A 26,301-nucleotide genomic window follows, 5' to 3' on the forward strand; every position below is an offset into this window, starting at 1 on the left:
AATTAATTTTCTGTGTAGCCTATAAGGTAGTCACCCTTATAAATAGGGGTACGGCTTTTCTTTATTACCCCGCTCGGGCACATATACACCTGTTCATACCCCGCGTCATAGCCCCCGTCAGAAAGTAAGTATTTAACTTTCCCGTCCTTACCAAAAAACGCCTTTTGCTCTGTCGGGCAGCATTCATTGTCATAAATACTTTTTACTTTCAGCACGCCGCGTTTATACTGCAGCCTGGTGGCGGAATAGTAGTTTTTGTCAAAAATAGTTACTGTCTTTACGCGCCCTGCGCCGTCCAGCACAACATCAGCAAAGTCGTCGTGATACTGGCGGGCAAACTGCCATTCTAAAAATCTTTTTTTTATTTTCAATATAATTTCTTTAATTCTCTTTTTCATAATATCCCCTAGTTTTTGCACCAGTTACACTGCACATTCGCCCACACCTGGTCCCGCGTAAAATAGTATTTAGGCCCCACTTGCGAGCAATGCACCTTTTCTGCCTTGCACTTCATACGCAGCCAATATGCGCTAAAAGGCGAAAGCCTTGCCACCTTTACAACATTGGCATACTCCTTATCCCCAAAAACTTCATTAATTCTCTCTATCAAAAACTTTTGTTCAACCAGACGCATATGCACCCTCTTTATTTCTTTTTTTGTTCTTATACGCTACAAGCCAACACCAGTTGCTTTTTTATGGTAAAATAAAACCGTATAGACAAAAATCGGGCAGATTCTTCTATACGGCTTTATTAACAACTTGACTTGTGTGTAATAGCCACCAATCTAAAAGATTGGACGGACTAAATTTTTACATCCTTTTTCCCGCTACTACACACTATTAACCGCTGCCCACGATTATAAAGTAAAACTTTAACTTAATAAAGTTTACCTTGATATATTATAAAGTTTAACCTTAATTTGTCAAGACCTTTTTGATTTTACGAGGATAATTATGGAAAGCACAATCATTGGAAGGAACATAAAAAAAGCTAGAATATTGGCTGAAATGACACAGGATGACCTTGCAAATGCTGTAGAAAAATCGCAACAAACAGTAGTATCATGGGAGAGTGGGGAATTTACCCCGAGGCCAAAAACTTTAGAAAGAATTGCAAAGGAACTTAACCAGCCCTTATCTTTTTTTTATCAAACCGAAGACAATATTTTCTCCACAAACAAAACAATAATGACTTCTGAGGTTAGAGATTCTGAAAATAATTCCTTAGAACATCCAGACATGCCACAATCTATATTTAAAACTATTGGCATGCTTAAAAAGGGGGAGGTAACCTTTCTAAACGATAAAGATATTCCTACTCCAAACAATGTTTTTTCTCCCGACTCTTTTAGCATAATTGTAAAAGACGACAGCATTTCTCCTGATTTCAAAGAAGCAGAAACTCTACAAATAATAAAAATACGCAGAATAGAACCAGGATTAAACGATAAATATTATCTAATTCAAATAAAAGAAGATTTGTTTATTTTTAAATGCCATGAATACTTAGATAAGGTCACGATATCAATAGGCAAAACAAAAAAAGATATTCCCGCAAAAAATATAAATATTTTGGGAAGAGTTGTTTCCGTACAGAGATTGGTTTAAACAAAAGAGGTATGACAATGAAAAAACATTTAACTTTATGCCTGTTAATCTTTTCCTTATCCGCTTGCTCTATGTGCTATTCTACAAACGCTAAAAAATCAATATTCACACAAGATTTTAACCCCAAAAATCAAACAGTTATTTTAATAGGCACATCCAAATACACCTCCAACTTAAGGACCGCCTTAGGGGAACAAGGTTTTAAAGTGCTAAGATTTGCGGGCACAGATACGATTTCCGTATCTAACGATAAAATTCAAGGATATGTTGAAGCAAACGCCAGTTATGCCATTGAAATAACAAAAGCCGATTATAGGGGTTATTGCCTTTCAAATGACGACAGTCACGCTGTTAGAATCTCTGTTGATATTATAGACATAACCAACAATGAAGTTGTTGCGACATTTACACGCACAGGCTGGACAGAACAATGCTCTTTCTGCAAATCATTAGTATTTGATAATCTGTCCGAAGAAATTAATGCTTTCTGGAAACCACAGAAATAATACAAAGAAAACAAATAATATGAATAGCATAAAAATATCTTCTCCAGAAAACAAAATATCATTATCCAAAGCAAATCTTCTTATTTGCAGAGTAATTGCTTTTTTAATTTTTCTTTTAATTTTATTTTTAAGCGTAGTAGTTATAGGACATAAAAAAGAATCAAAGCCTCACACTGCAAACCCTTCAACATTTAAATATATGGCGAACTTAAAAATAGAACCATATATTAAAGATTATTACGATAAAAGCAATCTTTTTAGCAGATATTGTGAAAGCTTAGTAAATGGAGTAAAAACAGCGTATTTAACAAGAAATTTGGGCGTTACCGGTGCCATACTTGCAAAACAGGAGATTGCGGGTGAAAACATAGACGAAACCTTAAACAAAGCCCGGCAGACAAAGGCAAAACTATTAACTATTCCAACACACAATAAAAACAAAAAATCTTTTTTTAGCGGCAACCTTACTTTCAATTATTTTCAAAAATTAGCAAAACATTTTTTGCATGCTCTACATGGGGATATAACTTCAATTTTCTTTATATTATTACTACTCTCTTTTTATTTTTTCGCTTATTGGGGCACACTTAAATTAACAAAATATCTTTTCATTAATTTTAAAAATAAAAATAACAGATATAAACCAAATTAACACTCTTATTATGGGCTTAGTAAAACGCAAAGACAACGGCATATGGTATGCAAGCTATTACATTAATGGCAGGCACGTTCGCGCTTCTCTAAAAACAAAAGAAAAGCGCGTCGCCGAGGTCAAATATTCAGACATTCTACGCAAAAAAACTATTGAAGATACCCCTGGTATCAACACTACATTTACCGCGTTCAAAACCCGTTATGAAGATTTTTTAAAATCAGAACGCAGCCAAAAAACATTAGTCGTTTTTAATACCGCAGTCAAAAAATTAAACACTATTAAAGACGTTAAAATGCTTTCTGAGATAACGCCGGAACTTTTACAAAAGCTTAAACAAAAATACATTAACAAAGACCCTCACAAACATCTTATAGGTAACGCCGGGCTTAACAGAAGTATCCGCGCCCTCAAAACAATGATGAGACAAGCCGAAACCTGGCGCTTAGTCCCTAAACAAAACTGGGAAGAAGTTTCAAAACTTAAGGAAAACAAAGGCAGACTAGAGTTTTTTTCAGAAAAAGAACTTAAAATACTTATTAAAACCTGCAAGAAAGAATGGCGCTTAGTTGTTTTACTAGGCGCGCGTGCAGGATTACGCAGAAGCGAAATAGAACTGCTTAAATGGGCCGATATTGACTTTAAAAACAATCATATATATGTGGCCCCCAACAAAACAGAAAAGGGCCGTTTTGTGCCAATTCCAGCAGATTTACTGGCAGAATTAAAGTCCTATCCCAAAAAGGTACAAAGTCCTTATGTAATAAATGTAGGCAAGGCAAGGTTTAGCAAGGATTACATATCAGGCTATCTAACAAAACTTATAGAAGAGGCAGGTCTTACCGGGTCTACACACAAACTGCGTCACACCTTTGCCAGTCACCTGGTACAAAACGGGGTAGACTTATATTCAGTTTCTAAACTGCTGGGTCACACATCTATAAAAACTACAGAAATTTACGCACACCTAAACCCGCGCACACTGCAAGACGCTATAAAAAAGTTACCAAAAATCAAATAGCAAACTGTGCTAGTAACTGTGCTAGTTACCAGCCCTAATTATGCAACACAAGACAACACCAGTTGCTTTTTATTGTCCGACGTAAAATCAACAAAAAACACACCTCATCCTCTCAAAAACCACTCCCGTCGAAGACATCCAGCCCGGGGAGTTCGCTATACAAAACCCCTCTTAGACGTACTAAGAGGGGTTTTGCTATTTTTAAGACGTAAAACCATAGTCTAAAGTAGACTATTCTAAACCACTCTAGAGTGTAAAGTGTGGTAGAAATGTGGTAGAAGCACTATTTAAAATAAACAGCGAAACTCACACCAATGCTTTTTTGCTTAACAAATAACCCAGCTGCAGTATTATTCAAACCAATATCCGTTAAACGCATATCAGCAAAGGCAAAAGGCTCAATCTTCTCATTATCGCTCAAATTAAAGCTTACGCCGCCCCCCGCGCCAAACCTATTCCAATATACCAACCGTGCGCCCAACCCCACGTTTATATCTTTACCTGCCAGGAAGAATGCCCCGGGCGTAAGAGTAAAACCCTTATTTGTTACATCCGTCCCTGCTTCACTGTCCAAGTTTACACGCACCACCGCTTTTCTCCTGCTTTGGGTCTGATACTCTAGCATATATTACGGCTTTATTACTTATTTGTGTGAAGTCTATATTTCTACTCATAATTACATCTCCTGTTTTTTTATATTATATGTATATTTTTCATATATCCTACCACGTAGAAACACTTTTTACTGTGTTTTCTAAAGGGGCATTAATATTTAACAAAATACCCCTTTAGAGTTGTTAATACTATTTTTTCAAACGTTTTAATAAGATGCTCTCCACCTCCTGTGCGATGCAATTTGTAATAATTTTAGTTATCCCTTCTACTAGCTTTTCTCCTGCTGTTATGCTTTTCTTTTCCATTAACATTCTCCTGTGTATTGATTTCTACATTACTATGCGGTTGCTCCTTTATCCACTTTTGAACAATCTTGTTTCATATTGTCATCCCAAAAGATAATAAGGTCTACAAATTGTGCACTTAAATTTTCACAGTCCTCATTACTAAGGGGGCGTTGTAATATTGGTTCCCACAGTTTTCTTGTTTCGGCCTCGAACAAGTCTGTTTTTCCATTTATTACCGCATTATCCAAACTTACGCTTCTGCTTTGTTCCACCCTTACATATACGAAGTATGTACAAAAATACTTTTAAAAAATAACATTTTTCTTCTTAAATCTATTATTAAATGTTGCATATCTAAGCGAACATAAAAAGCAAAAAAATACACTCTTTTGTCTTAATTAAGAGTGTATTTCGGTTAAGTTATATGTTTTTTAATATTTCTTTATTCGTCGCTTTACTATAGGAAAAGTATCTCTGGAGCGAACAGATGTTATGTACCCGCTCTTTCTGAGATTTTGGATTCTTTTGTGAATGGATGAAACACTTACTTTAAAATGAACTGCCATCAATCTATAACTCATTCTGGTAAAATGCCATGTCCTTGTAAATTCTTTTAATTTCTCTATGTCAATTTTTCTGTCCTGCCGTAAGAATTCTTTAGTGTTTGAGTAAGCTGCTCTTTGCCGCCAACGCCAAATTGTGCCCCTACTTATTCCAAAATCTTTAGCCAGCTCATTTATTGGAATATGTTTTGAAGCGGCAACCACGACTTTACGAAATTCTGGAGAACAAACTCTATACATAAAGACCCTCTATCTCTTTTTTACATTATACAGAAGTAGTTTAGTCTATGCCAGAATATTATCTTCCCCGTGAAAATTATTTGTGGCAGATTGTTGAAGTTCTTGGGTGGGTTGCTTAATCCATAGAGCTTATTAAGTTCTTTAACGCTGTTTATTAGTCCGGCTACAGTGGATTTTGTAAGGCCGTTTATTTCAAGCTCTTTTTGAGCCTCTTCTAAAAGACAAAGTAAATGATGCGTTGAAATTTCTCTATTCCAAATACCTTTATCTACGACTTTATCCTCCATCTTTCGACTTATCTTTTCTTTATACTTTATAACACTTGCCTTTAATATAAGGGTTTAGCCCTGCGGAAGCGATTAGGGAAGTTATTAACAAGCATACTACTAATACTATTCTTTTCATTTATTGGTCTCCTTTCTCTGCTCACCCCTTTTAACCAATAAAAAAGGCGATGCCAAATAAGAGTCTAGAAACGCTCAAATGACAATCGCCCGCCATATCCTCGAAAGGATATGACAAAAAGCGACATCATTTTTAGCTTCTAGACTATTTTGTTAATTTCTCAACAAAACCGTGCCGGTCCTACCGGCTCTAAAAAATCAGTCTTAAAATTTCAACTACAATACTCCTAAAGTTATTATATAAGTTTTAATCAGCTATCAACAATTGAGGCGTCAATTTTCTTTATATATGATATGACTTTTCTCATATTTATTAAATCTCCCATAGAGCTATAAGCAATTTTAATTTGATTCAATACTTCTTTCTCTTTATGGTTGACCAAGTAATCATAAATATAGCTCTGATTAAAATAGTTGAAGTAGTCTTCACTTCCATGCTTCTTTATGAAGTTAAGAAAAATTTCCCCTAACATTGTTGTTTCTTCTGACTTTGCATTTTCTCGTTCACTTATTAGAATAAGACCTTTCATCAAATCTTCAAAATCATGTGTAGCTTTAGTAATAAAAGACAATGAAAACTCAATCATATTTTTATTGGCTGCATCGAGTTCTTTCAAACTATATACCAAGCCGAGTAAATCAACAAGAATTTCTTTCTCTTTGATTGATAATAATTCAGTATCCCTAACACTTAGAACAGCATAACAATATTTCCAAAATTCTATTATCCTATGATTAAATAAAACAGCATCGTCCTTTGAAATATCATTTTTTGTTTCCTTTTTACTATTTACTCTATATTCTGAAAGCCAAGATAAGTAGCGTATTATATTTTCTACAACATCCCAGTTGCTATTTTCAAAAATATTTTTAAATATATATCCGCTTTGCAATTCCTCTTTCTTATGTAAATAATAAATTGCAATATGGTCGGCAAATCTTTTTTTATAATTATCTTTTTGTGTTTTGTAAGATTTTAACCCTACAAGAAAATCATTCTTCAAGTCGTCATACATATCTAAATAACATCCTTGAGTTGTTATATATGTATCGAAAAAATAAAACCAATTCTCAGTTCCTTTATCTAATGAGTTTATTATGTCTAATGTCCATTTTCTATCTATTTGCAAAAAAACTGCCGCTTTATAGCCAAGAAATATGAAAAACTCAGGAATCTTGTCTTCAAAAGCCTCCACAACTATTGCCTTCAATTCACCCTTTAACTGGGATTGCTTATCTGAAATATCATTTTTATTTTTACTAATGGAGTATGCGACATCTATCGTTAATTCTATTATCCTCCCTAAAGAAGAGTTTAGTGCCCCTGTAAGAATATCTTCTTTCATATTAATCAAATAATTATAGCCTCTATTTTTAGAATATAGATATTTGAGTATTTTTGAAAAAAGTTCATATGTATTAATTACCACTAACTCAATTTCATTTATTTTAGAGGATAAGAAGAATGTCATTGGTAGTACAACTGTATCAGGATAAAGTTTTTTTTCATCATCTTTAATCCAGAACAAATCCTCTTTAATATATCTATATAGGAAGGTGAGAATTGTTAAAAAATCTTCTTGAGTTATAGTTTTTTTGCCATCATTGAACCCCCAAAAAATACTCGCCATAACACCTCTAGATAAAAAATGAAGAGCATCTATATTTTTTATAATTATTTGAGGATTATTCTTTGCTAAATCTCTAAATACATTACCCAACCCTTCAGCAGTAGGCTTTTCATCAGTTATATGCACAGAAGAATCGTCACTATTAAACTTATCTAGAAAATCGTTCACATACCCCACAATTGATGCCGGCTCATTCTGAAACATTGTGAATAACTCCTGTTCTGAAATTGGAGATTTAGGTGTATATGTTCTAAAGGTAATGGAATTAAAATTAAAATGTTCTTGCTCCAAGTCACTATAGTTTTCATATTTAGCAGAAAAATATGGTAGTTTTTTTAAAGTTGAATACCACTTTTTTTCAAAATATCTCTTATAACGTTTATTACCCTTGTCGTGTGGGTAATATGGCCCCCCTATAATAATATCCTCTATTTCTTTTCTTTCTGTTGCGTTCAAATTAAGAACATTTTTTTCTAATACGCCATGAAGCTCGGCCTCATAATAGCTATTGGCAAATAATAAACCAGCATTTTCTCTCAAATAAATAAATAAATCCTCTCTATAGGAAGAGAAACTACTACCATAAATATAAAGTAATATTCTTTTAAAAATATCTTCCTTGAAATTATTTAGTTTTGATATATATATATCTTTAAATCTTGACACGGTCATTTTTTGAGCCTTTAAGAGAAGCTGTTTGGCTATCATTTTGATAATATTATCATACGCGTCAGAATAGTCATTGTCCTTTTCATTAAAAAAAGAGTCCAGTATTAAAAAATTATACTTATTCCATAGAGGACCAAAGTATAAATAGAAAAGAGTTTCCACTATATCATTAGAAAGATCTTTACCTATATTTAATTTTTCTAGATGCTTATAGATATTTTTCTTGAATAGTTCATTTTGGATAAATGGGGTATTTTTAATAACAAAAGAAGTGTTCTTCTCGCTAGCGTCAACTCTAACAGAAAGGTTATAATTATTATGAATGGAGATATCCAAAAGAAATTCTTTCTTATCTAACTTATAGTTGTCGCGAATAGTTAGTTGTTCAACAAGCTCTAATAATCTAATAAGAAAATCATCACTAAATAGTGAGTGAATGTCTTCTTCACCCGTTATTCTATCCTGCATATAAGAATAACCGTTATTGTTAAGAATTATATCCTTATTCCTTGTGAACGTATGTGCAACAAATGAAAGAAGTATTGTTTGGGCCGTTTTTATGTCTTTCTTTTCCATTGAAGCATCAAAAAGCTTAACAATGGAGTAGAACCAAAAGTCCTGTTTATCGTACAAGCCAATAAGTTGTGAGATGCACTCCCTCAATTCCGAGTCTATATATGTTGGATCTATCAAAGATACTGTTTCAATAGTTTTTATTATTATTGATGTCCTTTTATCTGTTGAGTTTTGTGCTTTTGATGATTCAAAAACAAATTTATATAGTTCCTTTATTATTTTTACCACCAATAAAGTATATTCTTGAATTTGCAACGCCGTAAACTTATCTTTTTTATCTCTTAAGGCAAGTGTCGCTGAATATAGAAAGAAGATAGGAAACCACCCCATATCTTTATCATCTAAAAGTGTTTGGGGATCAAAAAAACCATTCTTATATAAAGGCTGTAGAAATATAGGATTATTAGCCGTAATAAGGAAATCACGTCTATATTTAACATCTTTAATAAGAATTAAGATTTTTTTTATATCTTCATTCGTTAATTTATCGCTCATACAACACCCTTCTCGAAAAGTTGAAGAATTTTTTCATCATCATCGGCTGTTTTTTTTGTTTTTTCACCCTCTATTTTATTGGCCCAGACATTTAAAATTTTTGCCATTAAGTCATATCCTGTTTTGGAAATATTATATTCAATAATCTCTATGCCAAAACATTTTTTATAATACTCCTTATATTCCTTCAATAAATAGGAATCGGGATCTCCTTCTAAATATGAAAACAGAGCATAATGTTTTCTTTTTCCAGGACGACTAAATACATGAACATGCTCCATTATTTCAAACTCTTCAATTCCAAACCCTATAAATAGAATAGTTTTGGAGGAAAACAGGTCGGACAAGTAAGCTCTGCCAGGACCATCTGTTTTATAAAATTTCATGTATTCACTCGTAGTGAGAATGGTCCCCTCATCATCAATGTGCCCATGCAAATGAAAAACTTTGTTTTTGGGGTCTTCTAGGAAGCTTTGAAAGCTTGTTTCACGATTTACAACAAAAGGTTTTTTGCTAGAGAATTCAGGTCTAGCACTATTATGCACGCCAGCCAAGACATTATCATAATTAGTGGTTATCATACCACATTGCAAGCGACATAAATCAAAGCACATTTCCTCTAGCTCTTTACACTTGTCATAACATTCTTCTTTATTTAAGAATTCTCTCAAAGTAAGAATTCTATTTATATCCTTATTGATACAAATAGTAATAAGCTTTCGATTATCTTTAATTTTTTTAAGAGCAATTGACTCGCCATAACTAATGACCTCGGATTTTAGTAGTTTATCTACATAAGAATGGGCAAGTTTCAACCAAGACGGTCCCCTCCTACCATAGAAAATCCAGCCCCTATAAAAGCAATTACATTCCCTTTGAGTATTTCCCTCACGAGTTCTTTTTTTAATAGTGGTATTTTTGGCACTTTAGATATTTTGATCATTCTTTTCCACATTATAGCTAAAAAGAATTATAATGTCATTAATTGGACTTCAAAAGGAATAGATACAATAATCAATAAAACATAACGGTTAACCAAATCATGAACACACTTCAAGAAAAATATCATAAAGAACTAGAACGTCAATTAAAAATTCTTTGCAGTGCCACAGTCCAGGCATTTATTGATACACATATGTTTATGTTTCCAGTAGCATATAAACATAAAAATCAGCACACTCAGGTCTATTTATACACTTTTTATGCCATACGCCAACGAGCGACCCTGTCTGTGAGAAAACTAATAGAGCCTGCTGGTAAAGGTAATGATAAAATTACGATTCAATCAATCGTAAAATTGGTCACAAAACCAGATTTTTTATTACTTTCAGAAAAAGAAAAAGCATATGTTTCTGGGGATTTTGATAAATTATTCAACTCTGAGCATACAAAACGCATGAAAGCTTTTCGAGATTCATATTGTCATAATATCAACTATGAAGATGAGGTTATGTGCTATTACAAAGATTTCATGCACATAGTTTCTACGAGTATGAATATTTTAGAGCAATTATATATGATTACATTCCGCACCATACCAACCTTTTTCACAGAGGCACGAGATATTGCCATCTTTTTATCTCAGGAATATTGGAAAGCAATAAATAATGCAGCGAGATCAGCAAACAAAAATAACGAGGTCAATGCCCGCCTAGAACAAATGTTACGTGGGGAATTCTAACTTAGCCTCTCTCAAGGTACTCATAAAATTTCTGAAGCAGAGGGAGCCATTTCAAAAGAGAAAAGCCCGTTCTAAAAAGAACGGGCTTTTTTTGGATGCATCTTAAATATAAAAGCTAAATAGGATAAGCTATCAATCCCGTGCCGGTCCAGTTATTAATTCTGTTATATTTCAATCCTTGAACTTTTATACAATAGTTCCCGGAACCATTTACACACACATTTTGATGGTCTATATGGGAGTAACCAAAGCCCGATCCTTTATAAGGACCCGTTTTAAACAAAGCCATAGAAAGATATTTTGAATTACCATAAGTCATAAAAATAAGTTCAATATCATCGTTATACGCGGCAAGCGTGTTTAATCCTGCGCCCGCCTTAACTGTACCAACATTGGTAAGCGATGGGAACGAAACATCTATATCATCAAAACTTGTGGCGTGTTTTCCTGCTCCCAGAAAATATCTTTCCCTTGATTGGGCCAGTTGGGTGCTAAGAGTCCGCAATTGTACCGCCTTACTCTTCCATACACTCTTTTGGTATTGCGGAACCGCTATAGCTGCAAGCACTCCTATAATTAAAACAACTACCAATAACTCTATTAATGTGAAGCCTTTTTTCATGTAATTATTTTAGCATAAATTTGTTCTTTAGCAATGCTATACAAGGCCCGCAGGCATACGTAACAAGGCTGCTTAATTTATCCACGGGGCCCTTGAGCATGTGAAAGAACATTACTTCGAAAGCATGGTTCTTTTGTATCATACTCATACGTGGGAGTCATTTTAAAAGATAAAAGCCCTCTTATATTAAGCGGGCTTTTTCACCCTGTTTCTTAATTTGCTTTTTTCTGTTTTTTAGTAAACAATAAATTGCTTTATCGGCCTTCTGATTTTATTGTTTTTACCATAATTTTTTACATACCCCGCACGAAATACCATTTGTACAGGTGTGTTTGCATTCAACTCATTTTCTAATTTTTCTTTATATCCATCTTCTTCCAATATTTGGCTCATGGGATGAAGAGAGACGCCTGCTTGGGTGGCTTTAAGCCAAAACGATTCCATTCTTATACCAGCGCGCACAAACTCTGTATCCGTATCACCGCCTAAGATAACAAAGAAACCCGCGCAATTTTCAAGTTTTTCAGCCGTCATTTTTAAGCCTTGTTCAGCAAATTTTTTGCTTTTAGCTTTTTCTCTATTCATAATAAGATAGTAAAAAAACTTTTTAACGCCTTTAATTCCCAATTGTTCCGCGGGAAGGCCGTCTGCCAAAGCAACAGCTTCTTTATTTGAAAATCTAAGCCACTTTGCAAGTTCGTCCGCTTTATTTGTTGAAAACATTTGCGTCTCATTTGCTTTATAAGTGTTTTCTTTAATATATTTATATTCTCTGCTTCCTTTGGGGAAATACAACAAATTTCCGCTAAACTCGTTTTTAAGAGAGGCGACAATATCATTATCCACCGCAACGGGAAGAAAATTACGCTTATCTGTATGGCGTTTTTCCATTATTTCCAGCATTTCTTTATTTGGTAAAAGTGTGTTGTATTCCTCAAATTTTATTTGTGCTATAACGGGGTTTGCAATAATATCAAAAGGACCATTGCTGATTAGTAAATCTGTTTTATATCCATATGCGTTAAATGCTAAGCGCATGTTTTCAATAAAAGTGCCTATTGATATTAACGATTCCCGGCCTTGCGGGTCCACTTCTTTTAAAAGGCGCGAAGAATCCAACTTTACCAGCCATTCATTATCGTTAACAACAACCTGCCACATTTGCGTATTATGCCCGCTTGGCGCTAAGGACGCGTAGTAGAGAACATTTTTTAAATCTTCATTTAAATTCTGTGCAGTTTTGAGGTCTTTTTCTATCGCAATATCTTTGCAGGCAAAAATAAATACAGCTAAAACCAGGGCGGATATATATTTAAATTTCATATCCCATCTCTTTTGACCGAGGATACAGCCAACTCTATACTTTTGGCAATAAGTTGTTTGGGGGTTACCTTTCTGCTTTTAAGGTAGTGCGCTTTATTATAAACCATATCAAGCGTACCCATATAAAGCGACGTAAAATAAGCTGATGTTATTTTAATATCAAGATTATTTTTAAACACCCCCTGCTTAACGCCTTTTGCAAGCACATTTTCCAATATGTTAAAAATGTCATTATCCATATCATTTATAATTTTATACGAAGGATTGTCCAAAATTTTATTATTTATACGAACATGGTATTGCGTTATTATTTGCGTATACCCTGCATGCTTTTGCGCAAACTCAAATGCTTTTTCAAAAAAATCAACCAGTTCCTTTTGCGGGTCTTTATTTTTATTTTCAATACCCAGCAAATATTCATGCAGTTTTTTATAACCGCGCATTGCCACTCTGTCATAAATCTCTTCTTTGCTGTCAAGATATGTGTATATTGTCTTTTTTGTCAGGTTTGTGTGCGCTGCTATTTCATCAATAGTGGTTGCCTCATAGCCTTTTGAGAAAAAAAGCGTTTGCGCAATATCTATAATACTTTCAATAACAACATTTCTTTTTGCTTCTCTAATTTTTTGTTTTGTCATATTTATCCTTAAAACTCATATGTTAAATTTATATAAAAACTTAATTCTTTATCTTTGTCCACTATCGGGCTGTCCTTAATTTTTGAAGGAAGTATCCCGTAGTGCCCCATTAATACGGATTTTACATTTTTATTAATAGAGACAACAGCCGACACACCAACATAAGGAGTTATGGAGGCAGAAGGTGAATATTGGTTAAAGCCTGTATTTAGGCTTTCCTCCTGCGAAACACCAAAAAAATAACGGTTGTGCTTGTTTGAGTAGTATCTAAGCCCCGCCTCCGGAAATATAACTATACTTTTGCCGATATTTTGCATAAGCATATAAGAAGCTTTGCCCTGAAAGCCGGAGTTGCCCAATGCATCTGCCGAAACATTGAGCTTAACTATACCGTATTTTCCCCACGCAATACTTTCCAGCCCCGCTGTTATTGCAGCGTATCTGTTATCTAAATAACGCATATTTGAGTTGTGGTCTTTAGCCTTAAAATTTAAGGTAGTGTATTCACCCTGCAGGTTTAACTCAAAGCCTTCTGTCTTAAAAATATGAACCCCCGCGTAAGGGCTGTTTAAGTATAAATATTTTGAATCATATTTAACTACCGGAATGGGGTAAAAATTATAACTTTCATTATTATACGGACTGTATTGGAAATATCCCCCGCCCCGGCAGAAAAAGCATTAGCATTAACTGCAGCTATAGCTAAACATAAAACTGTGCTTAGCGCTGTTTTTTTTATTTTTAGTGTGTTCATGATAATATTATATACCATTAGTATATAAAAGTAAACTATTAGTTTACTTTATTTGTGAACACAAAAAATGAAAATGGCCTATAGCTCAAGATATGCATAAAAATTATGAAGCAGAAGGAGGGTATTATTTAAGACGTAAACCGATAGTCTATTCTAAAGCACTCTAGAGTGCAAAGCGTGGCGTAAAATGTGGTAGAAGTATTGTTTAAAAGCCACGCTAAATCCTACTTTTAGTATATAATCAAACAAAAAAATATATACTTTATATATGAAAAATGGCAATAAATAATCTTTGTCCATATGCAGGAAAAACTTTCCCCGCATATATCATCCACACATAGGAGTTTAAACAACAATGAGCCTTCCAACAGATACCTGCAAAAAGTGCAATAAAACCATTTCCCCTGAGCAAACAGGGAAAAACAAATTTACATACCGCTGTAACACATGTAGTTTGATATGGGCGAAAAAAGTTTCTAATCCAAAGAAATAACAGGCAAAAATACCCCTTAAATTTCTAAAGTACGGGGAAGCATTTTAGACAAAAGCACGCTTATTTTAAGCGGGCTTTTATAATGTTAATCTTTTTTATAAAACTTACTTTGCTGCGGGTTTGTAATTTTCCAGCACTTCCGCCTTTTCAATTACAATGGCTTCTACGGGCACATCGTCGTGATAGCCTTTTCTGCCGGTGAGAACCGCTTGCATAGCGTCAACAACTTTCTGCCCGCTTACAACTTTACCAAACACAGCGTAGCCCCAGCCTTGTGTGGTGGGCGCTTTAAAGTTAAGGAAATCATTATTATTGGTATTGATAAAGAACTGGGCGGAGGCGGAGTCCGGGTCAGAGGTGCGGGCCATAGCTATTGTGTATTTGTTATTATCCAGACCGTTGTTAGCCTCGTTCATTATAGGGGCGCGGGTTTTGCGTTCGCGCATACCGGCGTCCATACCGCCGCCCTGCACCATAAAATCTTTTATAACACGGTGAAAGATGGTGCCGTCGTAGTGTCCGTCTTTAACATATTTGACAAAGTTTTCCACTGTTTTAGGGGCGTTTTTAGCGTCAAGTTCAATAACTATATCGCCTTTACTGGTTTTTAAATTTACGTACATTTTGTTCTCCTGTGTATTAGCAATTTGCTGTTTTGCCGGGGTTTCTTTTTCTTTCGCGGGCATTTCTTTTCTAGCGCATGCAATCGCGCCTACAATTAAAAGCGCCGCCACAATAAGTTTAAATATTTTTAACATATGTTTCCCCTCCATAAGTTAATTTTATAATATATTTACTTTTAAAACTGTGTTAAACAAAAATGAAAATTATAGATTTCAACTAAACAATAAGACTTGTTATAATATCTCTATGAAAAAAATAATTACAGCATTACTGGCAGTAGTTTTGTTACCCTTATGCGCGGCCGCAGACCAGTACGGCCTGGGCATAAGGCTGGGCGCGGCGCAAAAAGATACAAATTTTAACAATCTTTACCGCGCCATAGACGCGCGCAGTTATCCGTCATCTGTAAACACTTCTAAGTTTCTTTATGGCGCGGAAGTATTTTACGAGTACGCGCTTAATAACAATAGTTTTATAGGCTTAAAGATAGGCGTGGACAGCATAAAAAAAGACGAAACCTACGCAGAAGTTGTCCCCGGCAGGGAATTTACGTTTAAAATACAAAGCGTAACCGTACCGCTGAGCGCGTACTATAAATACAATTTTTCAAAATATATAAACGCTTACGGCGGGGCGGGGCTTTCTTTACTTTTTGCCAAATATGACTCTACTACTCCGGGCGCCCCCTCGTTTGATGATTCAATTAAAAAAAATAAAGCTTTTTTACACCTTAACGCAGGCGTTGAGTGGCGCGTAACAGATGTTTTAGGTTGGGGGATAGACGGCAGGTATAACTTTGCGCCCAATATAGATTTTGACAGTAAAGTAAAAAGAGAAATATCTACAGATACAAGGCTTGACCTTGAGGGCTTTAGCGGTGCGGTGCAAATAAGGTTTTACTTCTAAAATTAAAAAGCCCTCCATTAACGGCGGGCTTTTTAATTTAAGCTTAAGGCGCCTGTAAAATCTCTTCAGGGTCAACAACTTCCTGTGCCGCCTGCGGCTTATTAAACAATAGTTTAAGTATAAAGCCTACCGGCAGTATCATAAGCGCCAACAGTAAAAACGCGCCTTGTAAGCTGATTGAGTGCGAAACAAAGCCTATCAGCGCCGGGCCCGCTAAAATACCGCTGTAACCCATCATAGACACCACCGATATAGCCATAGACACAGGCATAGCTTTCTGCCTGCCAGCTTCTGAAAATAACACAGGTATAATATTTGCCGCTCCTACGCCTATTGCCGCAAACCCGGCCAGCCCCGCCGCGGGCGCGGGCACAAATACTACCAACAGCAACCCGCAGCATGCTAAAACGCTGCCGCCCATAAGTATAAGGTTTTTATGTTTAGCCATAAAACGGTCGCCCATAAAGCGGGTCGCTGTAGTCGCTATCGCAAATAAGCCGTACCCCATACCCGCAAAGCGTATATCCATTTTGCTTATGGTGGAAAGATAAATCGCGCTCCAGTCCAGCAGCGCGCCTTCCATCAAAAACAAGATAAAGCACATAGTGCCAAGCAGCAACACCATTCTGGTAGGAAAAGCGAAAGCCGCTTTTTTTCCGCCTGTGCCTTTATCCGCCAACAGTTTAGGCGCGAAAAGCAACAGCCCCGCGCACACGCACATGGCAATGCAGACAGCCGCCCAAAACGGCAGCAGGCCAAACGCCAATAGCAGGCTCAGGCCTATCGCGCCCGAAAAACTGCCAATACTGTAAAAACTGTGAAAGCCTGACATTAGCGGTTTTTTAACCAGTTTTTCAACCTGCGAAGCGTGAATATTTTGCGCAACGTCAAGTATACCTACCGCCGCGCCAAATATAAACAATATCAAAGCCATAGCGTATAAGTAAGGCACAAAAGACAGCAGCACAAGCATACTAAGGCCTGTCGCTCCCGCGCATATAATAACCTTACGGCAGCCGTACTTACCCGTAAATACCCCGGTAAAAGACATTGCCGATATAGAACCCGCCCCCAAACATAATAAGAGCAAGCCTAAAGAGGCCTCGTCAAGCTGCAAGCGGTTTTTAGCGTAAGGCACCAGCGGCGCCCAGGCGGCAGTTAAGAAGCCTGAAATAAAGAAAGGCATCTTGGCCGCTTTTTTAATAGCAACGTTTGAATGCGTATTTTTATTAGAGTTCATTTCACTTCAGTTTAGTGTGTAAATTCCCGTAAGCGGTGTGCACAACACACCTTAGCACTTGTGACGAACACTATGCACATTTGCCGGGTAACAGATGAGAAGCCAAAAACAACTGGCTGTATATATTTTACCACTTTAAAAAACATATTTCAAAAATAAACAAAAATTATAAGGCTGTAAATTCCCCCCATTTTGTTATAATAAAAAGTGGAGCTAATACATGGAAGCTATTTTACTAACTATAATCAGTCTTATTGTAATGCTGCTGCCTTTTATAATAAAAAAGGTGCTGGCATACTTTTTCCCGTATTTATCCTCCAAAAAGAAACTGGCGCCCAAAAGCACGGTTATCTTAAACTCCGCCATTAAGGATAACTTAGCAAAGATTTCCTTGTTGGAAGAGCTTAACTTCCTAAAAGCGTTTTATACCCCCGCTTAGTTATTATCCTAAAAGTATACGTCTAAGCGCTGCCAAAAGGCGGCGGCCCGCCCTATACAGCCACAAGCTGTAAGTAAGGCGCAGTATTACAGTATTACTAAAACTATAAGGATAATTATGAACATAAAAACATTTAAAAAAGCGGCGCTGGCAACAGCGCTGTGCATGCACGCGGTTTTTTTAAACGCCGCGGGCTTTGCGTTGTATGAGTTTAGTGCCAGAGGCAACGCCATGGGCGGGGCAGTATTGGCAAACAAAGCCGAGCCTGCCTCTATAGCCACTAACCCCGCGCTTATTACCAAGCTGCCGGGCTCGCACATACAGGCGGGCATAACGGCGGTTATAGTAGAGGGTTCTACCTCTATTTCCGGCCAAAAAAGAGATTTGGAAACAGGCGTTTTCTATCTGCCTACCTTCTACTACACCCAACAAATGAGGGAGCATATATTTTTAGGTATAGGCCTGTTCCCCCGTTTTGGCCTGGGCGGCAAATATAAAAACTACGGCAACTGGACACCCGCTATAGCGGAAAGGCAGTCTTACAGAATGGACCTTGTAACCTACTCACTCAACCCTGTTATGGCGTCAAAAATAACGGACGAGCTTTCTTTAGCGGGCGGGCTGGAAATTATGTACGCCAGCCTTGTTGAAGAAAAGGGCCCCGGCGGCGCTAACAAAATAGAAATTGAAGGCGACTCTATAACCTGGGGCGCAAACTTTGGCATTTACTACGCCCCCAACTGGGCCGAAAAATGGGCCGCCGCGCTTACCTACCGCACCAAAACAAGGCACTTAGCCAGCGGTGAACTTAAAGGCCACGGCGTTTATTCCCCCGCTACGGGCGACGCCACAGCCGCCCTTGCCCTGCCTGACCAATTGGCGTTTGGCATCTCTTTCACCCCGTCTGATAAAGTAACTATGGAAGCCGGTATTACAGGTGTTTTTTGGAGTTCTTACAAACAGCTTAAGTTAGACTATGACGACCTTTCCAAAGGATTTTCTAACGAATACAAATATTACAAAGACGTTTACCGCCTTTCCTTCGGCGCGGAATACTCTTTAACAAAAAACTGGGACGTACGCCTTGGTTATGTATACGACGAGTCCCCCATCAACCCCAAGTACATGGACACCATGGTCCCCGCTGACGACCGCCATATCTTTAGCACAGGCGTAGGCTACAGCACTGACACCTGGGGGATAGACGTATCTTACTCCTACATGTACGTAAGCGACTTAACCGGCACCACAGAGCACGGCAACCCCGCCAAGTACGAGGGCGCCCGCAGCCAGATGATAGGTTTAAGCGCAAAATACGCTTTCTAATACACTTCGTAAAAACAAAAAAGCCCGCTTATATGAGCGGGCTTTTTGGCTTTATATTTATTAAAGTTATATAATGTATTTATCACAATAACCAATAAGGGGTGAATAATATGAACACAAAAAAAATAAGTATATTAACAGTAGCCGTAGCGGCCTGCAGCATTTTACTGGCAGCTTGCGCTACCACAGCAGCTAAGGCCGATTTTACAACAGACGTTAACGGTAAAGTATGGCAGCTTTCCCAGGTGCTTAACAGCGCCGGCAAAGCCACATATTCACACGCCGCTTTAGGGCAAGATGAGTTTTTTAAAGACATCTATACCTTGCAGTTTGATAAAGAACGCGTAAACGGTAAAGCCGCGCCTAACAGATACAACGGCCCTTTTACACTGGGTGAAAACAACGCTATAGCGTTCAAACACTTTGCCAGCACAATGATGATGGGCATAAAAGTGCCTAACGGCTTAAGTGAACACCAATATTTCCAGCTTATGGAAAAGGCAAACAAATGGGAAGTAAAAAAAGGCCAGCTTAAACTTAGCACCGTTGACGCAAACGGCGCAAAAGCCACAATGATATTCAAAGAATTTGACTATCGTTAAGTTAAACAACTCTTGCAAAAAAGGCCGCGCAACCGCACGGCCGTATCAATAAGAAAAATTTTGATACGTTGTAGTTTTGATAAAATCAAAACTTTCAAAATTTATTTTTTGCTTGCAAAAAAGCCCGCTCAAAAGAGCGGGCTTTTTTATTTATCAATCTAATACTTTTTTCTGTCGGCGGGACATTATTAGAAACGGCGCGCCCAGTAAAAAGAAAATTACGGCAAGCAATAAATATTTTAAATTGGCCGCGTATACCAGCCACACCGCGTACGCCGTGCCCAGCGCCCCGGTAAAAAAAGCTGTTTTTATGGCCACGCCTTTACCCGTGGGAAAACGCTTGGGGCTTGCCAGCTTTACCAGGTACAACGCCGTTATAAAATAAACAGGCATTACCATTACAGCCGTTATGGTAAGAAGCGTATGAAAGGCGTTCTCCATAAAAAACCCTATAAACAGCGCCAGCTGCACGGCGCATACCGTAAATAAAAGCGAGAAGCCTGGCACGCCGTTTTTATTTTCTTTAGTAAATATTTTGGGGAAAGACTTTTCTTTAGCGGCGGCAAAGGGGACCTCGGCCGTAATGGTTATCATAGAAAGAGTGGCAAACAATACGGATACTATCATACCCACGTTCATAAGCACCGCGCCGGCGGGGCCTATAATGTGCTCCAAAATGCCCGCCGTGGACGGGTTGGGCATGGCGGCTATTTGCTCTCTGGTAAGTATGCCAAAGGGCAGAACGGAAACAATGATATACATAATTATGCACAGTAAAAAAGCGGACAAAATAGCGCGGGCAATTTGCTTTTGCTCACGTACTTTTGAAGATAAAACTATAGCGGCTTCTATGCCTATAAATGTCCACAAAGTTATTATCATGGTGTTTCTTATTTGCGCCATCAGCGGCACGCCACCCACCGCCATAGAAGAAAAACTGTTAACAAAAGCGGTTTTAAGCGTGTCAAAATTAAACGCTACAAACACCGCCGCCATAAAGAAAAACAACGGCACCAGCTTACAGCATGTGCCAACTAGGTTAATGGCGGCCGTCTTTTTAATACCGCGCAGTATTAAAAAATAAAAACCCCATATAACTAAACTTGCGGTAAGTAAAGCGTAAATAGTATTGCCGCCTTTAAAATACGGCGGAAAAAAGTAATTAAGAGATTCTGTCAGCACAGTAGCAAAAGCAGAAATAGCAAACACGTTTGACACCCAGTACCCCCACGCCGTAAAAAAGCCCGCGGTATTACCAAACCCCTCTTTAGCGTAAATATAAATACCGCTTACCGCCGCCTCCGGGCGCACAATGGACAGCACCCTAAGTGTATTTGCTAAAAAGAACATACCTACAGCGGTTATCAGCCACGCTATACATATAGCGCCAACCCCCGCCCCCACCGCCATATTTTGCGGCAGCGCGAATACGCCAGAGCCTATCATAGCGCTTATTACCAGGCCTGTAAGGCCCCAAAAACCTATTTTTAAAGAATTTTGCATAAAGTCTCCAAGTGTCTAAATGCTATTTTAGCATAATTAGGCGGGCTGACCGTCGGTAAAAAAGGCCCACTTAATAAGAGGGCCTTTGCAAATTATTAAAACAAAAACTTTATCTTTCTGATATAAATTTACGCAGCTCCGCTATGTCGTCCGGCTTTACAAGCCAGACAGAAGTTTGCAGGTAAACCGGGTTATGGTTTCTTATTTTAACTGCCAAGTAGCTGCCGTCGTGTTCTTCATTAGATACGCCGGCATTAACCGCGCGCGTCTGCAGTTTTAAAGAGCCTGGCGTACCACAGCCTTTTCTTATGCAAAACTCTTTAATGTAGTCAGAAAAAGCGTTAAACGCGGTTTCTTTGTCCGCCTCGTAAAAATCAATAGACTCAATTTCATTTATTTTATATTCATCGGCATATTTGGTTTTTCCGTCAAGCGGGTAGAATATTATTTTACCGCTTACCTTATCAATATCTATAAGATCATATTTATTAAAAAGCGTTTTGATAAATAATATTACGCTAATCACGCCAATAATACTACCCACTATACGCCCAAACAAAAAGGCAATAAAAAACAAAAATGTTATAGCCACAAGCCCGGCTATTTTAGCGGCGGCGGGTTTGCCAAGCGTAAGCCTGGCGGGCGCGTACTTAAGCACGTAATAATGTTTTATAGTGGATTTTACGGAATTTTCAGGAGTGTCGTCATCGGGCGCTGCGGCGCTGTCTCCGCCCGCTATTTGCGGCTGCGGCTTTTTATTACCGTAGAAAAATATCCACAACCCAAACACAGTAATAAAAAAACCTATTAAAACAAAAACCATGCCAAACCATGTTAAGGCAGTGTTTCTGTACTTAAAAACAAAATCTTCTTTAGCGGCAAATAATTTTTTAAGCTGCGCCTCTGCCTCTCTAATTTGCCCTACTCCTATATTGCCGCCGCCGTCCGCCCCGTAAACCGCGCCATGCTCTGCAACAAAAGCTATTGTGTAAACGTGCTTGCCTTTGCGGTAATTTTCTTCAAGGCGTGTGGTACGAACATTAATCATTTCTTTTTTATAAAAGAAATTATCATACTTAACGCACTTTGCCGCAGGCCCGTTAAACTTACAATCCACCGTCATAGGAGAGAGCGACATATACACAAAAAAACCGCTGCCTAAAAAGAACAGCAGACCAAAAATTATTATTACTACAGAAAACCCGTGATACTTTGCTTTATCCAAAGGCATATCTCATCCTGTTTTATCGTTTCTTAAATGATACCTCTTAACGTAACAAAACACAATATGGTCTAAAGGCCAAAATCAAACTGCAGCTGGTTGCTTTTGCTTTGCTCCTGCGTGCCGGAGTTGCCCAGGCTAAGACCGGCAAGGCGCACGCCTTTAGCCTTAACCTCTGCCGCCAGACCGGGCGTGTGCAATAGTTCAAGGGCGGTATTTAGAAAAGATTCATACTTTAATATATATCCCCCCGGGGTTTTACGGCGGGTAATCTGCTTAAAATCAGCAAATTTTATTTTGAGTGTGATTGTACGCGCCTCAAAGTCACGTTTAGCGGCGCGGCGCCAGACCTCTGGGGCAATTTCTTTTATTTGGTCTTCCAACTCGGCCATGTCGTGGATATCGGTAAGGTAAGTTGTCTCCGCGCCTATTGATTTACGTACACGGTCGGGCTCTACGTCGCGGTTGTCTATGGCGCGGGCATTAAGGTAATAGGTGTGCCCCGCTTTGCCAAAATGTTTTACCAGGTCAGCTTCCGTCATACGTTTTAAGTCTTTACCTGTTTTTATGCCAAGGCCGCGCATTTTTTCAGCCGTTACTTTGCCTACACCCCAAAAGCGTTCTATCTTAAGGCTCTCGGTAAATTTCTCGGCCGTTTTGTGCGTTATTACGTAAATACCGTCGGGCTTGTTTTGGTCTGACGCTATTTTGGCAAGAAATTTATTTATAGATACACCGGCCGAGGCCGTAAGCCCGGTAACCTCTTTAATACGTTTTTTAATTTCTTTTGCTATTAGCGTGGCCGAGGGGTTGCCCTTTTTATTTACGGTAACGTCAAGGTACGCCTCGTCTAAGGAAAGGGGTTCCACAAGGTCAGTATAATCAAGAAAAATATCTCTTATTTGGGCGGAAACTTCTTTGTAAACGTCAAAGCGGGAGGGTACAAAAATAAGACCGGGGCATTTGGCCATAGCCGTCTTAGAAGCCATGGCGGAATGTACGCCGTATTTGCGGGCCTCGTAACTGGCGGCGGCCACAACGCCGCGCACGCCAGGGTAACCCACAGCGACGGGTTTGCCGCGTAAGGCCGGGTTATCACGTTGTTCTATGGACGCGAAAAACGCGTCCATATCTATATGTATTATTTTGCGCATGGTGTGTAGGTTTGCTGCCCGCGCAAGGTTTTGCGCTTAAATTAAAAATCTCTTTTTTTGCCGCGAAAGCCCGAACCGCCGCGCCCGTCGGCCACTATTCTGGGTGAGCCGTCTGCGTTAAAACGTTCTGTCTTGCTAAAACGGGGGCGGTCATCGTCACGGCCGCGGCCGAAGGGTTTTCTATCACCGAAAGGTTTTCTGTCGCCAAAGGGTTTTTTATCGCCAAAGCCGCCTTTTCTATGCCCGAAAGATTTCTTTTCTTCCAACAGTTTTGTTATTTTTTCTAACTGCGTGTTTATTGTTTTAAGCTGCTCAAGTATTTCATTATCCATTTTCAGGCTCCTTTAACTACAGTACCTTAATTATACTTTATTAAAAATACTGATATTTAAGTTTGTTTTTGATATATTGGATGTATAACCTAAATTAAAGGGGGACGCTAACATGAAAAACCTTGAAAATATGTTTTACGCAGGTATTGGCATGGCCTTAAAAGGCAAAGCCAAAGTAGAGCAGCTGGCAAAGCAAATTGCCAAAGACAGCAAAATGGACGCCAAAGAGGGCAAAGCGTTTGTTGCAAGCGCCGTTAAACACGCCGAGGACGCTAAAAAAGAATTGGCCAAACAAATTGACGCCACCGTTAAACAAACAGCCTCTAAAATGGGCTACGTAAGCAAAAAAGAAGCCGACCAGCTTAAAAACGAAATTAAAAAGCTTAAAGCGCAACTTAGCAAAAAACCGGCTAAAAAGAAATAATTGATTAAAGGAAATTAAAATGGGAATTGTGTCTAAAACTATCCGCCACACTCAGCGTTACAGCGAAATTTTAAGCGTGCTTGTAAAGTACGGCATGGGCGATATTGTGCGCTCGCTAGAGCTGGCGGATAAATTCCCTATAGTAAAAAACTTACTCCCTCATAAAGAAGACAAACCTATTTACCAATTTAGCAAATGGGAAGATATACGCATGGCGCTTGAGGAACTGGGGCCGACATTTGTAAAGTTAGGCCAAATGCTTAGCAACCGCCCCGACATTGTGCCGCTGCCGTTAATTAAAGAACTAGAAAAACTGCAAGACACCGTCCCCCCGTTTGATTACGAAGAAGCGGTAAAAATAATAGAAGACGAGCTTAAAGCCCCGCTTAACGCCAACTTTAAACACTTTCATAAAAAGCCGGTTGCCGCCGCCTCAATATCGCAGGTGCACCAGGCGCAGCTGCCTGACGGTACAAAAGTGGCCGTTAAAGTGCAGCGCCCAAATATAGAAAAAACAGTTGAGGTGGACGTAGAAATTTTGCACAGCCTTGCGCAGTTAATAGAAGATAATATTGCCGAGGCCAAATACTTTAACCCCACCGGCCTTATTAACGAGTTTGACGAACACATTAAAGAAGAACTGGACTTTAACCGTGAAAGGTTTAATATAGAACGCTTTCACAAAAACTTTGAAAGCGACGAACGCGTTTACGCCATGCGTGCCTATAAAGAGTATTCCTCCAAGCGCGTGCTTACCATGCAGTTTATTGACGGCGTAAAGGTAAGCAAAATTGCCGAAGACAACCTGGAAGGCTATGACAGGCAGTTAATAGCTAAAAACGGCGCGCAAATAATTTTAAAACAAATTTTTATAGACGGCTTTTTCCACGCTGACCCGCACCCGGGCAATATTATGATAATGCCCGGCAACCAAATATGCTTTATAGATTTTGGCATGATGGGCACGCTGATGGAATCGCAAAAGGACGACCTGGGCACATTAATAGTAGCGTTGATGTACCGCAACTCTTACCTGGTAACCAGCACACTGCTAACCATTGTTAACCGCACAGACCACCCCCAAGCGCGTGAGATTGAGTACGCCGTGCAAAAGCTTATTGAGCGTTACATTGACCTGCCTTTAGAAGAGGTTAATATAGCCGAACTTTTGCTTGCCTTAACAGAACTTATAGCTAAGTTTGAACTTAAAATGCCGGCTAACTTTTCTTTTATGGTAAAGTCTTTAATCACCATTGAGGGCGTGGGCCGCCAGCTGGACCCTGAGTTTAAAACAATGGCTATTATAAAAGAGTTTTCTAAAACCATTATACGTAACCGCCTGGACCCCAGGCACATGGCCGCCACGGCCGCTATATCGCTGTTGGAAACGGCCAAGCTTATACAGTCCGCCCCGCGCGACATACGTGAGATTTTAAACAAAGCCAAACAAGGCCATATGAAAATAGAGTTTGAACACCACAAACTGGGCGGCCTGCAGCAAACTATAGACGAGGCCAGCCGCACGCTTGTGTTTGGCATAGCAATGGGGTCTTTAATTATAGGTTCTTCTATAATGGTACACGCTGACATAGCGCCCAAACTTTACGGCATCCCCGTGATAGGATTGCTGGGCTTTGTAATCAGCGGGCTTATGGCCGCGTTTATTTTGCTGTCCACAGCCTACTACCGCTTTAAAAACAGAAAAAGAAACAAATAAATAACCTCATTAATACGGCCAAAAGACCTATA

Annotated in this window: 27 protein-coding genes and 1 pseudogene; 11 read left to right on the forward strand and 17 right to left on the reverse strand. The window is 38.5% G+C overall.

Annotation, left to right across the window (positions count from 1 at the left end; translation table 11 throughout):
* Positions 1-2 precede the first annotated feature (2 nt).
* On the reverse strand, positions 3-398 hold the full coding sequence (locus AAIR98_RS07335) for a hypothetical protein (RefSeq protein ID WP_423971543.1): 396 nt from the start codon (positions 396-398) through the stop codon (positions 3-5).
* 8 nt (positions 399-406) lie between these two features.
* The gene (locus tag AAIR98_RS07340) at positions 407-634 is read right to left on the reverse strand and encodes a hypothetical protein (protein ID WP_423971544.1); all 228 of its coding nucleotides are present in this window, start codon (positions 632-634) and stop codon (positions 407-409) included.
* A 322-nt stretch (positions 635-956) separates the two neighbouring features.
* On the opposite strand from AAIR98_RS07340, the gene AAIR98_RS07345 reads away from it, so the two are divergent.
* From AAIR98_RS07345 to AAIR98_RS07360, 4 genes are read left to right on the forward strand one after another with little or no spacing between them, the layout of a single operon-like run.
* Positions 957-1,610: a helix-turn-helix transcriptional regulator gene (locus AAIR98_RS07345; RefSeq protein ID WP_423971545.1), complete on the forward strand. Its 654-nt coding sequence runs from the start codon at positions 957-959 to the stop codon at positions 1,608-1,610.
* A gap of 17 nt (positions 1,611-1,627) precedes the next feature.
* On the forward strand, positions 1,628-2,116 hold the full coding sequence (locus AAIR98_RS07350) for a hypothetical protein (RefSeq protein ID WP_423971546.1): 489 nt from the start codon (positions 1,628-1,630) through the stop codon (positions 2,114-2,116).
* A 19-nt stretch (positions 2,117-2,135) separates the two neighbouring features.
* A complete protein-coding gene (locus AAIR98_RS07355; RefSeq protein WP_423971547.1) occupies positions 2,136-2,768 on the forward strand; it encodes a hypothetical protein in 633 nt (210 codons plus the stop codon).
* A 10-nt stretch (positions 2,769-2,778) separates the two neighbouring features.
* Positions 2,779-3,789, forward strand: coding sequence for a tyrosine-type recombinase/integrase (locus AAIR98_RS07360; RefSeq protein ID WP_423971548.1), 1,011 nt, complete (start codon positions 2,779-2,781; stop codon positions 3,787-3,789).
* Positions 3,790-4,072: 283 nt separating this feature from the next.
* Here AAIR98_RS07360 and AAIR98_RS07365 read toward each other — a convergent pair whose 3' ends face one another.
* From AAIR98_RS07365 to AAIR98_RS07385, 5 genes are all read right to left on the reverse strand, one after another.
* On the reverse strand, positions 4,073-4,414 hold the full coding sequence (locus tag AAIR98_RS07365) for a hypothetical protein (protein ID WP_423970246.1): 342 nt from the start codon (positions 4,412-4,414) through the stop codon (positions 4,073-4,075).
* Positions 4,415-5,122: 708 nt separating this feature from the next.
* Positions 5,123-5,494: an IS630 transposase-related protein gene (locus AAIR98_RS07370; protein ID WP_423970245.1), complete on the reverse strand. Its 372-nt coding sequence runs from the start codon at positions 5,492-5,494 to the stop codon at positions 5,123-5,125.
* A 20-nt stretch (positions 5,495-5,514) separates the two neighbouring features.
* Positions 5,515-5,781: a hypothetical protein gene (locus AAIR98_RS07375; protein ID WP_423970244.1), complete on the reverse strand. Its 267-nt coding sequence runs from the start codon at positions 5,779-5,781 to the stop codon at positions 5,515-5,517.
* A gap of 368 nt (positions 5,782-6,149) precedes the next feature.
* Positions 6,150-9,269 carry a hypothetical protein gene (locus tag AAIR98_RS07380; RefSeq protein ID WP_423971549.1) on the reverse strand — a complete coding sequence of 1,040 codons (3,120 nt, stop codon included), beginning with the start codon at positions 9,267-9,269 and terminating at the stop codon, positions 6,150-6,152.
* Positions 9,266-10,084 (reverse strand): SIR2 family NAD-dependent protein deacylase, encoded by an 819-nt coding sequence (locus AAIR98_RS07385; protein ID WP_423971550.1) that lies wholly within the window; start codon positions 10,082-10,084, stop codon positions 9,266-9,268. The genes AAIR98_RS07380 and AAIR98_RS07385 overlap by 4 nt, the downstream gene beginning before the upstream one ends.
* A gap of 227 nt (positions 10,085-10,311) precedes the next feature.
* On the opposite strand from AAIR98_RS07385, the gene AAIR98_RS07390 reads away from it, so the two are divergent.
* Positions 10,312-10,950, forward strand: a complete 639-nt coding sequence (locus AAIR98_RS07390) for a hypothetical protein (protein ID WP_423971551.1) — start codon at positions 10,312-10,314, stop codon at positions 10,948-10,950.
* A 115-nt stretch (positions 10,951-11,065) separates the two neighbouring features.
* On the opposite strand, the gene AAIR98_RS07395 is transcribed toward AAIR98_RS07390, so the two are convergent.
* The 5 genes and pseudogenes from AAIR98_RS07395 to AAIR98_RS07415 all read right to left on the reverse strand — a co-directional run bounded on the left by AAIR98_RS07395 (position 11,066) and on the right by AAIR98_RS07415 (position 15,538).
* Positions 11,066-11,572 carry a type IV pilin protein gene (locus tag AAIR98_RS07395; protein WP_423971552.1) on the reverse strand — a complete coding sequence of 169 codons (507 nt, stop codon included), beginning with the start codon at positions 11,570-11,572 and terminating at the stop codon, positions 11,066-11,068.
* 234 nt (positions 11,573-11,806) lie between these two features.
* Positions 11,807-12,895 carry an Acg family FMN-binding oxidoreductase gene (locus AAIR98_RS07400; protein WP_423971553.1) on the reverse strand — a complete coding sequence of 363 codons (1,089 nt, stop codon included), beginning with the start codon at positions 12,893-12,895 and terminating at the stop codon, positions 11,807-11,809.
* A complete protein-coding gene (locus AAIR98_RS07405; protein WP_423971554.1) occupies positions 12,892-13,533 on the reverse strand; it encodes a TetR/AcrR family transcriptional regulator in 642 nt (213 codons plus the stop codon). Before AAIR98_RS07405 ends, AAIR98_RS07400 begins: the two co-directional genes overlap by 4 nt.
* Positions 13,534-13,541: 8 nt before the next feature.
* Positions 13,542-14,180 (reverse strand): annotated as a pseudogene (locus tag AAIR98_RS07410) (MipA/OmpV family protein); the annotation flags it as partial.
* A gap of 704 nt (positions 14,181-14,884) precedes the next feature.
* A complete protein-coding gene (locus AAIR98_RS07415) occupies positions 14,885-15,538 on the reverse strand; it encodes a peptidylprolyl isomerase (RefSeq protein ID WP_423971555.1) in 654 nt (217 codons plus the stop codon).
* 112 nt (positions 15,539-15,650) lie between these two features.
* On the opposite strand from AAIR98_RS07415, the gene AAIR98_RS07420 reads away from it, so the two are divergent.
* A complete protein-coding gene (locus AAIR98_RS07420; RefSeq protein WP_423971556.1) occupies positions 15,651-16,310 on the forward strand; it encodes an outer membrane beta-barrel protein in 660 nt (219 codons plus the stop codon).
* A gap of 43 nt (positions 16,311-16,353) precedes the next feature.
* On the opposite strand, the gene AAIR98_RS07425 is transcribed toward AAIR98_RS07420, so the two are convergent.
* A complete protein-coding gene (locus tag AAIR98_RS07425) occupies positions 16,354-17,550 on the reverse strand; it encodes an MFS transporter (protein WP_423971557.1) in 1,197 nt (398 codons plus the stop codon).
* 220 nt (positions 17,551-17,770) lie between these two features.
* On the opposite strand from AAIR98_RS07425, the gene AAIR98_RS07430 reads away from it, so the two are divergent.
* From AAIR98_RS07430 to AAIR98_RS07440, 3 genes are all read left to right on the forward strand, one after another.
* On the forward strand, positions 17,771-17,989 hold the full coding sequence (locus tag AAIR98_RS07430; RefSeq protein ID WP_423971558.1) for a hypothetical protein: 219 nt from the start codon (positions 17,771-17,773) through the stop codon (positions 17,987-17,989).
* Positions 17,990-18,106: 117 nt separating this feature from the next.
* Positions 18,107-19,315, forward strand: a complete 1,209-nt coding sequence (locus AAIR98_RS07435; protein ID WP_423971559.1) for an OmpP1/FadL family transporter — start codon at positions 18,107-18,109, stop codon at positions 19,313-19,315.
* Between the two features lie 110 nt (positions 19,316-19,425).
* On the forward strand, positions 19,426-19,917 hold the full coding sequence (locus AAIR98_RS07440; RefSeq protein ID WP_423971560.1) for an META domain-containing protein: 492 nt from the start codon (positions 19,426-19,428) through the stop codon (positions 19,915-19,917).
* Between the two features lie 153 nt (positions 19,918-20,070).
* On the opposite strand, the gene AAIR98_RS07445 is transcribed toward AAIR98_RS07440, so the two are convergent.
* The 4 genes from AAIR98_RS07445 to AAIR98_RS07460 form a co-directional block, all read right to left on the reverse strand.
* Entirely contained in the window at positions 20,071-21,420 is a 1,350-nt protein-coding gene (locus tag AAIR98_RS07445; protein ID WP_423971561.1) for a basic amino acid/polyamine antiporter, read from the reverse strand.
* A 109-nt stretch (positions 21,421-21,529) separates the two neighbouring features.
* Positions 21,530-22,651, reverse strand: a complete 1,122-nt coding sequence (locus AAIR98_RS07450) for a hypothetical protein (protein ID WP_423971562.1) — start codon at positions 22,649-22,651, stop codon at positions 21,530-21,532.
* 62 nt (positions 22,652-22,713) lie between these two features.
* A complete protein-coding gene (dinB, locus tag AAIR98_RS07455; protein ID WP_423971563.1) occupies positions 22,714-23,796 on the reverse strand; it encodes a DNA polymerase IV in 1,083 nt (360 codons plus the stop codon).
* 41 nt (positions 23,797-23,837) lie between these two features.
* Entirely contained in the window at positions 23,838-24,128 is a 291-nt protein-coding gene (locus tag AAIR98_RS07460; RefSeq protein WP_423971564.1) for a hypothetical protein, read from the reverse strand.
* 112 nt (positions 24,129-24,240) lie between these two features.
* Between AAIR98_RS07460 and AAIR98_RS07465 the strand changes: the two genes are divergently transcribed.
* Positions 24,241-24,552 carry a phasin family protein gene (locus AAIR98_RS07465; RefSeq protein ID WP_423971565.1) on the forward strand — a complete coding sequence of 104 codons (312 nt, stop codon included), beginning with the start codon at positions 24,241-24,243 and terminating at the stop codon, positions 24,550-24,552.
* Positions 24,553-24,571: 19 nt separating this feature from the next.
* Positions 24,572-26,269, forward strand: coding sequence for an ABC1 kinase family protein (locus AAIR98_RS07470; RefSeq protein WP_423971566.1), 1,698 nt, complete (start codon positions 24,572-24,574; stop codon positions 26,267-26,269).
* Positions 26,270-26,301 lie beyond the last annotated feature (32 nt).

It is taken from the genome of Elusimicrobium simillimum (genome assembly GCF_049639735.1).
Lineage (GTDB): Bacteria > Elusimicrobiota > Elusimicrobia > Elusimicrobiales > Elusimicrobiaceae > Elusimicrobium > Elusimicrobium simillimum.